We start from the raw sequence: 12,370 nt of genomic DNA, 5'->3' as shown, positions 1-12,370 counted from the left end.
TTTGTTAAGGGATTTGCAGGAGTTTATGGGTTTGCAGGCTCAGCTTCCATTTCGGGTTGCTTTTGCACGTCTCGATGGCCAGCTGCATGTTGTGCGCGGCCAGGGGGCCGTCCATCGCTTGCACGAAGAAGTTCTCGAAGTCGAGCCCTTCGTAGGCGGCCAGGTCTTGCTGGAACTGGGGAATGACGACCTTGATCTCATTGCCTTTGTGCACCACCAGGGTGGAGCCCATCTTCGGGCTGACACAGATCCAGTCCACGCCGGCCGGCACGGGCAAAGTGCCGTTGGTTTCGATGGCGATCGTAAAGCCGACCGCATGCATGGCGTCGATCAGGGCCGTGTCCAGTTGCAGCAGCGGCTCGCCGCCCGTAAACACCACGTATTTGCTCGGTGCGTAGCTGGCCGGCCACAGGCTGTTGATCAGCGCGGCCAGTTCCTCGGGCGTCTTGAATTTGCCGCCCAGTTCGCCGTCCGTGCCGACGAAATCCGTGTCGCAGAACTGGCACACGGCCGTGGCGCGGTCGCTTTCGCGGCCCGTCCACAGATTGCAGCCGGAAAAGCGGCAAAACACGGCCGGACGGCCTGCGTGTGCACCTTCGCCCTGCAGGGTGTAAAAAATCTCTTTGATGCTATAAGTCACTGTATTTCCTAAGAGCTGGCTGGCGTCCTCGCGCAGGGCGTACGCAGCGATGCCGGCGCACAGCGCCGTCACCGCAAAAGCCGATTGACAACCCTCTATTATATGCCGCCACGACACTTCCCGTGCAAATGCCTTGGCCGCCACCTGACGCTGCGACACCAAAGGGCAAGAAAGCTCCAGCGGCAGACCTACCTGCGCAGCTTTTGCGCTTAGACAACACAAATAGCCCAAAGATAATATATTTTCTGTAATAACATTGCCTGATGAGAACATTTTGGGAGCGAGTAAATGATGCAACGCTGGTTACTCCTGCCGTACCGCCTGAGCATCCTGGCCTGTCTGGCGGCCGGCGCACTCGCTACCCTGCACACCGTGCCGATGCTGCAGACAGACACGCCCGCCACCTTGATGGCGGCATGTGATGCCCTGCTGGGTGCGCTGACCCTGCTGCTGTGGCGCCAGCACCGCCTGGCGCTGCGCCTGCAGGTGCAGGAACAGCTGCGTGCGCACGCCGAGCAGACGCGCCTGAGCAATGAGCAGTACAAGGCCCGCGAACAGGAACGCCTGCGCATCGGGCGCGACATCCACGACGACCTGGGCCAGCATCTGCTGACCCTGAAAATCGACCTGTCCATGCTGCTGGCCAACACGCATGGCGCGACGCCCCAGCTGACACGACACCTGGCCGTGATGGCGCACAATGTCGACCTCAGTATTGCGGCGCTGCGCCGCGTCATCCACGACCTGCGCCCGCCCGCCCTCGATGCTGGCCTGCAAGCAGCGTGCGACGGCTTGCTGGTGGACTTTCAGCGCAGCACGGGCATAGACTGCAGCTGCGATTACCGGCTCGACGCCGCCGCCGGCTGCGCGCACGGCCCCTTGCTGTACCACGCGCTGCAGGAAGCGCTGGCCAATATCGCCCGCCATGCTCACGCCACGCATGTTCAGCTGCGCCTGCAGCAAGCAGGCGCCACCCTGACTTGCCGCATCCGCGACGACGGCGTCGGGCTGTCAGGCTCGCCGCCACGCCTGGGTCGCGGCCTGTCCGGCATGCATGAACGCGTGGCCGCCGCTGGCGGCAGCCTGCACATCGACAGCCACAGCGGCGCCGGAACCACCTTGCACCTGTCGCTGCCCCTGCCAAGCTGCTGCCAGGACGAAGCGATGCTGCATCGCTGAAAATATTGCTCAAGATCAACACCGTCTTTTCTTCACGCTGCAACATGGCCTAAGAGCCCGCCCCCATTCACGCCCAAGAAGGATGCATACATGCCGGATAGCCATGCACATGCCAGCGCATTGCCCTGCGAAGTAGCCCAGGGTTTCGCCGTCAAGATGATGGAATTGCTGGTGGTGCCCACCTTTGTCCTCGATGTGCACGGGCGGGTGATGATCTGGAACCGCGCCTGCGAGCAGCTGACGGGCGTGCCGGCGGCCGAAGTGCTGGGCATGCGTGAGCCGGGCCGCTGCTTTTACAATGACGAGCGCCCCACGCTGGCCGACCTGCTGCTGGCCGGGCGCGGCGCCGACATGCGCGCCCTGCATCTCCAGCAGCAATACCGCAGCAGCACGGGCAGCAATCTGTGCGCGGAAAACTGGTGCGACATGCCGCGCACGGGGCGCCGCCGCTACCTGGCCGTCGATGCCAGCCCCATCTACGGCAATGGCGACGAACTGATCGCCGTGGTCGAAACCCTGCGCGACATGACCGATGAAAAGCGCGCGCAGGTGGAGCTGGAACGCCTGGCCACGCGCGACGGCTTGACGGGCCTGGCAAACCGGCGCTGCTTCGATGACACCATCCTGGCCGAATGGCAGCGCGCCCGGCGCCAAGGCCAGCCCCTGTCGCTGCTGATGGTCGATGTCGACAACTTCAAGGAATACAACGACAGCCACGGCCACCAGGGTGGCGACCTGTGCCTTCGCAAGGTGGCCGGCGCCGTGGCCAGCGAGATGCGTACAAACGACCTCGTGGCCCGCTATGGCGGCGAAGAATTTGCCGTCATCCTGCCGAACCAGTCGCTCAAGGGCGCGGCCATCGTGGCCGAACGCATCCGCCAGCGCGTGGAGCGGCTGCAACTGCCGCGCAAGCGTCCCGACGGCGCCTGCGTCACCGTCAGCATCGGCGCCGCCACGGCCCTGCCCGGCCCCGGCACGGAACTGGGGCAGCTGATCCACACGGCAGACTGCGCCCTGTACCGCGCCAAGCACCTGGGCCGCAACCGCATCAGCCTGCCGGCAACGACGCTCCCGTAAGCACCCGCCCCAGCGGCAGGCCTTGCCAGTTCCTGGCGCAGCGTTGACGGGCCAGCCCTGACCTGCCAAAACACTTGCCCCTATGCACGGCGGCATGAATATTCTATGCTGCGGCGTTGCACTTTCCACATTCCAAAAAAAGAAGGAGCCTTCGTGTCAAGAATCATGCCCGCTTTATTACCTGCTTTCGCCCTGGCCCTGTCGGCCATGGCATCGTCGAACCTGGGCGCCGCGCCCGTGAAGCCGACCGCCGCCCACAGCGCTACCGCCAGCAAGGCCGATTTGCTGCCATTCAAGGCGACGGAAAAGACCCTGGCCAACGGCTTGAAAATCATCATCGTGCCGACCGGTTTCCCCAACCTGGTCTCCTTGCAAATTCCCGTGCAGACGGGTTCGCGCAATGAAGTCGAGCCGGGCAAGTCCGGCTTCGCCCATTTTTTTGAACACATGATGTTCCGCGGCACCAAGGCCTATCCGCCCGAGAAATACCAGGAAGTCATCACCCGCGCAGGCGCGCGCCAGAACGCGTATACCAGCGACGACTTGACCAATTACCACACCACGTTTGCCAAGCAAGACCTGGAAACCGTGCTGAAGGTGGAGGCGGACCGCTTCCAGCACCTCGAGTACGCGGAAGATGCGTTCAAGACGGAATCGCGGGCCGTGCTGGGCGAATACAACAAGAACAGCGCCAATCCCGTCTCGAAACTGTTTGAAGTGATGCGCGACAGCGCCTACACGACGCATACCTACAAGCACACGACGATGGGTTTTATCCAGGATATCGAAGACATGCCGAACCAGTACGCATATTCGAAGGTCTTCTTTGACCGCTGGTACCGTCCCGAGCGCACCACCATCATCATCGCCGGCGACGTGGAGCCGCAGCAAGCCATCGCGCTGGTGGAAAAATACTGGAGCGGCTGGCAGCGCGGCAAACAGCAGGCGGCCGTGCCCGTGGAGCCCAAGCCGCACGGGCCCGTCTACAAGCATGTGGCCTGGCCTACGCCGACCCTGCCGTGGGTAGCCGTGGGCTTCCACGCGCCCGCGTTTTCCGTGAAGGACAAGGACCAGGCGGCGCTGGCGACCCTGCTGTCGCTGTCGTTCGGCCGCACCTCGCCGCTGTATAAACGCCTGGTGCAGAATGAACAGAAAGTCGACCAATTGTTCGACATGACGCCGGACCGTGTCGACCCGACCCTGGCCGTGCTGGGCGCGCGGGTGAAAAACATCGATGACGCCGTCTACGTGCGCGACGCCATCCTGGCCACCGTGGCGCAGCTGCGCGACACGCTAGTGAGCGAAAAAGACCTGGCGGATGCCAAGTCAGCCGAAAAATATGGTCTGATCCGCACCTTGGACAATACCGAGCAGATCGCCGGCACCCTGGCTTCCTTCGTGCATTTCGACCGCTCGTATGCCACCCTGAACCAGTACTACCGCCTGATCGATACGCTCACGCCGGCCGACCTCCAGGCGGCCGCGCGCAAATACCTGACGGATGACGGCCTGGTGGTGACGACCCTGTCGCACCAGCCGATGGCGGCCGCGATCGCCACCACGCCGAAGCTGGCCAGCCTGCTGCCGGCCGCCTCGAACGCCAAGTTCGACGTGCTGGTGCAAAAGTCGGCTCTGCCGCAAATCCGCTACAAGCTGCTGTTTACGGCCGGTTCCGCGCAAGACCCCAAAGGCAAGGAAGGCCTGGCCGCGCTGACGGCCGCCATGGTGGCGTCCGGTGGCTCGTCCGAACGCAAGATCGACGAAGTCAACCAGGCCCTGTTCCCGCTCGCCGGCAGCTTCAGCCAGCAGACGGACAAGGAAATGACGACGTTTACGGGCTCCATCCACAGGGATAACTGGACGCAGTTCAACGCCATCGCCCTGCCACTGCTGCTCTCGCCCGGTTTCCGCGAGGATGACTTCCGCCGCCTGAAGGATGCGCAAAAGAACGCGCTGTTGCTGGACCTGAAGGACAATAACGAAGAAGAGTTCGCCAAGGAGCGCCTGCAAACCAATGTGTATGCGGGTACGCCGTATGGCCACCCGGTGCTGGGCACGGTGGCAGGCATCGACGCCATCACCCTGGACGATGTGAAACAGTTCTGGAAGAGCGCGTATGCGCAGGGCGCCGTCAAGGTGGGCATTTCCGGCGATGTGTCCGACGCCATGACGGCCTCGCTGACGCGGGCGCTGGCAAGCTTGCCTGCCGGCCCCGGCTTGCCAGCCACCGCAAAACCTGCGGGCCGCAAGGCACAGGGACTGGAAGTGGAAATCATCGAAAAGAACACGCGCGCCACGGCCATCTCCTTCGGACTGCCGCTCGACGTGACCCGCACGCACCCGGACTTCCCCGCCCTGTGGCTGGCGAAGACCTGGCTGGGCGAGCACCGCGCCTCGAATTCCTATCTGTACCAGCGCATCCGGGAAATTCGCGGCATGAACTATGGCGATTACGCGTACATCGAAGCCTTCCCGCGTGGCATGTATCAGTTCTTCCCGAACCCGAACCTGGGCCGCAAGGCGCAGCTGTTCGAAATCTGGATACGCCCCGTGGCGCCGGACAACGCCCACTTCGCCCTGCGCGTGGCCCTGACGGAATTGGGCAAGCTCATCGACAACGGCTTGACGCAGGACGATTTCGCCACCACGCGCGACTACCTGATGAAAAACGTGTTCGTCATGACGTCGACGCAAGACCAGCAACTGGGCTATGCGCTCGATTCGCAATGGTATGGCACGCCGGAGTTCACCAAGCTGATGCGTGATGGCTTGACGAAACTGACGCTGGCCGATGTCAACCGCGCCATCAAACAGCATCTGTCGGCGAAGAACCTGTCCGTGGTGATCGTCGCCAAGGATGCGGCCGGCCTGAAGGAAAAACTCGTCAGCGACGCGTTTTCTCCCATCAAGTACGACGGCAACAAGCCGCAGGCTCTGCTCGATGAAGACAAGGTCATCGGCGCGATGAAGCTGAACATCAAGCCGGAAGCGGTCACCGTGACGCCAACTGCACAGGCGTTCGCCAGGTAACCGCGACAGAAAAATAACGCACAAAGTAAATGCAGTCATGGCCGCCAGCATAAAGCTGGCGGCTTTTTTTATGCACGAAAATGGCGCACCGCAGCATCCATTGGCGATTATCTGCCGATATTACCCCGCTTAGCCGGGTGCGTCATAGAGCCTCCGTCGCCGCACCAGAACGGTGCATCTGCAACATATTACAAATGTAAAAGTTTGCAACTTGGATGGACATCCACAAAACAGCAAAAAAATATTTTTAAGCGGAAATAATTTAAATTAATTCTTACAAATCAATAACTTAAAAAGCTAATGGTGCATTTATGACATTGCTTCTTTTGTAATTTCTGGATATTTCCTAGCATAAAATCTTTTGCCTGCCATCAATTTTTTACCGAATATGTAAGCATAAAAATAATCTAGATAAACTGTTGTGTCAACGTGACAATGTTGAAAAAAAGCATGGCGCAACTTTTCCGAAAATGTTTTGATAAAGGTCTAGGCAATACTGTTTATACGGTTTTGCAACAAAAATCGCTCAAGCGATCCACTAGACCGGGAAAGTCGCGCATCGCACAACGATGCCCGACCATGTGTTCAGCAGTTGAAATTCGATGGAGAATATTTTGCTTAAAAAAATAGTCTTAAAACAAAGTGTGATCGCAGTCGCCTTGACCTTATCTTCCTCGCAATTAGTCTACGCGCAGCTGGCACCACAGGAGCCGGCGCTGCAAAAAATTCTCATTACAGGTTCGAACCTGAAGCGCGCCGACAAGGAAGGCACTTCCCCTGTCGATGTGATTACCGCCAAGGATATCAAGGACAGCGGCGCATCGACCGTTGCCGAACTGATGAAACTGGTGCCATCCATGGGCACCGACACCAATCAGGACCAGCTCGGCGGTTCCGGCTTTGCCAAGGGCGTCGCCACCGCCTCGCTGCGCGGACTGGGTTCAAGCTCCACCCTGATCCTGCTGAACGGACGGCGCATGACGCCATCGGCCTACGCCGACCCGAACAACGGCAACTCCACCCTGTATGACTTGAACAGCATCCCGCTGTCCGCCCTGGACCGCGTCGAGATCCTGAAAGACGGCGCTTCGGCCGTCTACGGCTCGGATGCCATCGGCGGCGTCATCAACTTCATCACCAAATCGAATTATCGTGGCGGCCAGATCGCTGGCAATGCTGGCACCAACGACGATGACCGGTTCCGCCGCAAGAATGTGAGTGGTTTCTTCGGCACGGGCGACTTGGACACCGACGGCTACAATATCTTCGCCGCCGTCGACTTTTCCGAGCGCGACCGCGTGGCACGCCGCGATGCAAAGGACATCGCTTATTCAACCTACCAGGACTTGAACGGCCGCTTCCGCTCCAACTACTCGAGTTCCATCTCGAAATACGCAACGGTCTACCGCGAATCGTCGCCAGGCTCGCGCAACTTCGGCGTGACGCAAGCGAACGCGCCACAGCGCGTGACGTTCAATCTGGGCTGCGACCCGTCGGAACGCATTACGGGGGGCACCAAGGATGGCTTGCTGCCAACGAGCATCCTCATTGGCCGCACTTTCTGCAACTATGATGCAGATAAGTTCCTGGAAAGCCAGGGCGACGGCCGCGATGCCAGCGTGTTGAGCCGCGGAACCCTGAAGATCAGCAACGCCGTCACCGGCTACGCCGAAGCGGCCTACACCCGCTCCGTGCGCTCGTACACGCTAGCACCGATCACCCTGGGCACGACCTCCGTCACCAACTACATGGCGACGGGTTTGGCCGATCCATTCCAGGCCATCCTGCCGATTGGTCATCCGGACAACCCGCTGACGAATGCCCGCGCCTCGGTCGCCTACCGCTTTGAAAACCTGCGCGGCGGCTCGGAGACGACCAACCAGAACACGCGCCTGCTGACTGGCCTGCAAGGCGATCACTTCGGCTGGAGCTGGGACACCGGCCTGCTGTGGAACCGCTCCAAGCGCGATGAAACAACATATGGCCGCCTGTACCTGCCAACCTTGCGCAAGCTCAATACCGGTACCTCGCTGGCACAGCTGGCCGCCGATCCGACCATCGGCTACGACCCGCAAAGCGTAGGCATAGCGGAAATCTTCCAACTCGACGGCAAGGCCAGCACGGAATTTGGCAAGCTGGGTGGCGGGGCCATGGGCCTGGCAGTCGGTTTCGAACTGCGCCGTGAAAAAATCCGTATCGATCCGGACGCAGCAGTCGCCGCCGGCCAGATCTACGGACAGTCCAATACCATTATCGACGGCCAGCGCGACGTCAAGTCGGCCTTCGTCGAACTGCGCACGCCATTCACCAAGAGCTTCGAGATGGACTTTGCCGGCCGCGTAGACAAATATCCTGGCATCAAAACCAACTTTGTGCCGAAAGTGGGCGCCAAGTGGACCGCCACGGATACGCTGGCCTTCCGCGGCACGTATGCCGAAGGTTTCCGCGCCCCGGCATTGTCACAAGTGACGCCAGGCGGTGCACAATTCTTCCTGTCCGGCGTGTGGGATCCGAAACGCTGCCAGGAAGATGAAAGCACCCCGCGTCCGGGTGGCGTGACGGCCGACTGCAGCAAATCGATCTCTGGCGTCGGCGGTGCCAATCCGGACCTGAAGCCGGAAACGTCGAAGAGCTACTCGCTGGGCCTGATCTACTCGCCGACCTCCAACATCGACTTTGTCGTTGACGTGTACCGCGTACGCAAGGAAAAAGAAGTGGCGCTGGGTACGGCTAGCGAAGCGCTGAAAAACGAAGACCGCGCGCCGGAAAACGTCCTGCGCGATCCGAATCCAGCCAACTTCATCACCGATGCGAACGGCAATCCGATTCCCGGCACGGGCACCTTGTTGTCGGTCAAGACTCCTTGGTCCAACCAGGGTTCGACCGAACTGCGTGGCGTGGACTTTGAAACGCGTCTGCGCAACAAGCTCGGTGAATGGGGTTCGCTCAGCACCGCCTTGCGCGGCACCTACGTCTACAGCTACAAGCTGGAGCAGCACGAAGGCGACACGGTCAGCAATGTGACCGGCACCCGTCCAGGTATTTACGACTGGCAATTGTCCACCGGCACCGACATGCCGAAGGTCAAGGCTTCGCTGACCACCAACTGGACGCGTGGCGACCATAGCGTTAACGCCTCGCTGAACTTTGTTGGCAGCGTATCGCTCAAGCGTAACCGCGACGGCGCCGAGATCTACGACCAGCCTTTCTGCTACTACGGCACGAAGAAGCCAACCGATGCGGCGCCGGATCGCAATACCACGATCCCTGGCTATGAAGCGGCCTTCCCTGACTGCAAAGTCGCCAGCTGGACCACCGTGGGCCTGGGCTATACGTACACCGGCTTCAAGAACCTGAGCCTGGGCATCAACATCCAGAACTTGTTCGACAAAGCCGCACCGTACGATCCAGCGTACCCACTTGAGGGCTACAACGAAGGCTTGCATAACGCCTACGGCCGTTACTTCACCTTCAATGCGCGCTACACGTTTTAATTAACAGCACGCAAGAGACCAACGCCTCCTTCGGGAGGCGTTTTTTTTGCCACTACTCAAATGGATTGGCCACCGTCGTCATCTCGGGCGACGGCAGTTGGTCGGGCAGGACCTGCTCTTCCCGCTGCGCCAGCACGTCGCCCAGCAGTTTTTACAGCTGCCTGACCGTGGCAAGACCCGTTTTGTCCAGGGTCAGGTCGATATCGCCGCTGATGCTGATGCGGTCGACACGGATTTCGATGCTCAGGCCGCCGATGTCGCGTACATCGCTAGCATGGGCATACAGGACGAATTTCTTTGCCCACATGGGTTTCCTTTCAAGGGGATTATTGTCTGGGCTTGCCATGAATCTTGGGCAAACTCGGCATGTGCTGCTTTTTCTGCCGCGCCAGTGGCGGTAGCTGATGAAAACCGTCTTCGTCACGCCAGCGGCGCAGGCCTTTTCCCGGTAAGGTTGGTCTGGTATTCAGCACGGCCAAACGCGCCTTCAAGCGGCAAATCCTGGCCTTGGTCGCAAAGTGTCATCTTGGCAATCTACTTATCCCCATAATGTTTTTCGACTCTTCCCGAGTAAAAACCATGACAAGGATATCCATGCATCTGCTCCATCCCCACCTTTACGCCAGTTGCATCCTCGCCGTTGCCGCGCTGCCTGGCGCCCTGTACGCCCAAACCCCGGCCCTTGCGGGGCATTGGCAATTCCGGACGGCGACGGGCACGACAACGACGAATGGCGCCGAAGTCGACCTGATCGACACGGGCATACTCGACATCACCGAAGACCAGGGTGGCTTGCGCGCGACGATATCCTGGCTCGACGAGCGTGGCCAGCTTACCTCGCCGCGCACGGTCAATGGCACGCCCGGCCCCGCCGGCACCGTCTTCAGGCATGGTGGCAAGCGGATCAGCACGGGGAGAGACGGCAAGGAGGTGAGCACCGAGGTGACGATCCGCTGGACCTTGCAGGCCAAAGGCATGGTGCTGAGCGGCGAACGCCTGGTCGAAACCGATGAGAACGAACCCAAGCCTGTGACGGGAACGCGGCTCACGGAGAGCTATGTGCCGCCGGCGCTGCCGGCCACACTGCCGGGAGCTGCGGCAAGCGCCACCGCGCGCGGCCCTTCCACGCCGGCCGAACGCGCGCGCGTGGTGGAGATGGCGAAAGCGGCGCAGGACGATCCGCAGGCGCTGCAGCAGCGCGATGGCGCCTGGCTCAGCGCATGGATCGATGCCATTCCCGACCTCACGTTTGGCGCCAGCATGCCCGATGACTGGCTCAGCACCGCCCCCACGCCGGCCACGCGCGAGGCGCTGCGCTTCCAGTACCTGGCCAGCGTGATGGCCTTCCAGATCGAACACCCGGAACAGGCCCGGCAGAAAGGGGAATGCGACCTGGCGGGCATGCGGGGCGTGCTGCGCGCCTACGACACACTGCAGCGCCAGGATAGCCGCTACCGTTCCGCAAAGCTGGACGCGGCGCTGGCGGCGCGTCAGCAAGGCAGGCTGCCCGCCTTCCTGGCTACGCTGTCCGGCAGGAATGCCAGCATCAAGGCCACGCCATCACCCTCTGGCGACGCCACGGCGCGCCGGATTGTGGCGCTGGGCACCAGCGACCCGCGCGCCATGGACTGGCTCGACATCCTGAGCAACCGCTTCGGCGGCCGCATGGCTGGCAGCGATGCCTACACGCATGCGGCGCAATGGGCACACAGGCAACTGCGGCAATGGGGCGTGCAGGCCGAATTGGAAGAAGCCGGCGACATGCCCGTCGGCTTCAACCGCGGCCCCTGGACGGGCAAGATGCTGGCGCCCCAGGAACAGCCCTTGCGCATGGCGACGCCCGCCTACTCGGCCGGCACGCGTGGCGTGCAGCAGGGCCTGGCCACTCTGGGACCGGCCACCCTGGAAGAGGCGCAGGAGCGCGCCGCGCAATTCAAGGGGAAATGGGTACTGATTGGCGGCGAAAGCGGCGGTGGCGGGCGCGACGGCAAGACGATCCACAAACCCAGGGCCATCACCCGGGTGTTGATGGAGGCGGGCGCCCTCGGTACCATCCAGGCTGGCGAAGAACCACTGTATGCCGCCAGCGCGGCGCCCGCCACCTGGGCGACCCTGCCCACCCTGCCCGACATCAAGCTGGCCGCGCCACAATACGCAGACATCCGCCAGCGCCTGGCGCGCGGTATGGCGGTCACCCTGGAGTTTGATATCCGCAACTGGTTCTATCCGGGGCCGGTGACGTATCACAATGTGGTCGCCCACATTCCGGGCACGGAAAAACCCGAGGAAATCGTGCTGATCGGCGCCCACCTCGACAGCTATGATGGCGGCACGGGCGCGGCCGACAATGGCGGCGGCGTGGCCACCATGCTGGAAGCGATGCGCCTGCTGGCCAAGTCCAATGCCAGGCCGCGCCGCACCATCATGCTCGTGGCCTTTGGGGCGGAAGAAATCGGCCGCAAGGGTTCGTTCGCGTTCGCCGAACGGCATGCGAGTGAATTGAAAAATATCGTCATGATGCTCAACCGCGATGGCCGGCCTGGCGCCATCGACGGCATCGCGATTCCCTCGGCCTGGAAACCCGTGTTTGGCCGGGTCGAACAGGCCCTGCAAGACGTCCATCCCCTGTTCGGCTTCGCCACGAGCGTCAATGACGTGCCGCGCGACGCCAGCAAGGCGATGAACGCGCGGGCAGGCAGCGATGACGCCGTCTTCAGCCTGCATGGCGTGCCGACGCCGAAATTTACCGTGCTCGGCGATTTCGACTATGCGCGCGTGCATCACACGGTGCTCGACACCTATGAGAGCGTGCTGCCTTTCAGCTCGGCGCAGCAATACTCCGCCATCGCCATTGCCCTGACCGCCTACGAGGTCGCGAATGCCCCGGAAGAGATCAGCCGGAAGGGCTACTATCGCGCCGCCAGTCCGGAAAAATAGGTGCCGGCCCCAA

The 12,370-nt window shown here is 61.5% G+C and carries 8 protein-coding genes; 5 read left to right on the top strand and 3 right to left on the bottom strand.

The features are described from left to right. Positions 1-4: 4 nt before the first annotated feature. Positions 5-640, bottom strand: coding sequence for a 7-carboxy-7-deazaguanine synthase (gene queE / locus ACQ4WZ_RS08125; protein ID WP_133991217.1), 636 nt, complete (start codon positions 638-640; stop codon positions 5-7). 288 nt (positions 641-928) lie between these two features. Between queE and ACQ4WZ_RS08120 the strand changes: the two genes are divergently transcribed. The 4 genes from ACQ4WZ_RS08120 (at position 929) to ACQ4WZ_RS08105 (ending at position 9,420) form a co-directional block, all read left to right on the top strand. Next, complete coding sequence (locus ACQ4WZ_RS08120) at positions 929-1,819, top strand: sensor histidine kinase (RefSeq protein ID WP_101481447.1); 891 nt, start codon at positions 929-931, stop codon at positions 1,817-1,819. A gap of 90 nt (positions 1,820-1,909) precedes the next feature. Then, positions 1,910-2,896: a sensor domain-containing diguanylate cyclase gene (locus ACQ4WZ_RS08115; protein WP_436573062.1), complete on the top strand. Its 987-nt coding sequence runs from the start codon at positions 1,910-1,912 to the stop codon at positions 2,894-2,896. Positions 2,897-3,049: 153 nt separating this feature from the next. Next, a complete protein-coding gene (locus ACQ4WZ_RS08110; protein WP_436573061.1) occupies positions 3,050-5,926 on the top strand; it encodes a M16 family metallopeptidase in 2,877 nt (958 codons plus the stop codon). Between the two features lie 659 nt (positions 5,927-6,585). Next, complete coding sequence (locus tag ACQ4WZ_RS08105) at positions 6,586-9,420, top strand: TonB-dependent receptor (RefSeq protein ID WP_436573060.1); 2,835 nt, start codon at positions 6,586-6,588, stop codon at positions 9,418-9,420. 151 nt (positions 9,421-9,571) lie between these two features. Here the strand turns inward: ACQ4WZ_RS08105 and ACQ4WZ_RS08100 are convergent, their stop codons facing one another. Further along, complete coding sequence (locus ACQ4WZ_RS08100) at positions 9,572-9,727, bottom strand: hypothetical protein (protein WP_436573059.1); 156 nt, start codon at positions 9,725-9,727, stop codon at positions 9,572-9,574. Between the two features lie 19 nt (positions 9,728-9,746). Then, positions 9,747-9,911: a hypothetical protein gene (locus ACQ4WZ_RS08095; protein ID WP_436573058.1), complete on the bottom strand. Its 165-nt coding sequence runs from the start codon at positions 9,909-9,911 to the stop codon at positions 9,747-9,749. 103 nt (positions 9,912-10,014) lie between these two features. On the opposite strand from ACQ4WZ_RS08095, the gene ACQ4WZ_RS08090 reads away from it, so the two are divergent. Next, the gene (locus ACQ4WZ_RS08090; RefSeq protein WP_436573057.1) at positions 10,015-12,357 is read left to right on the top strand and encodes a M28 family metallopeptidase; all 2,343 of its coding nucleotides are present in this window, start codon (positions 10,015-10,017) and stop codon (positions 12,355-12,357) included. Positions 12,358-12,370 lie beyond the last annotated feature (13 nt).

The organism is Janthinobacterium darwini (assembly GCF_051380905.1).
GTDB lineage: Bacteria > Pseudomonadota > Gammaproteobacteria > Burkholderiales > Burkholderiaceae_D > Janthinobacterium.
Note: the sequence above shows the minus strand (reverse complement) of the source record. Positions and strands in the feature narration are given on the sequence as shown.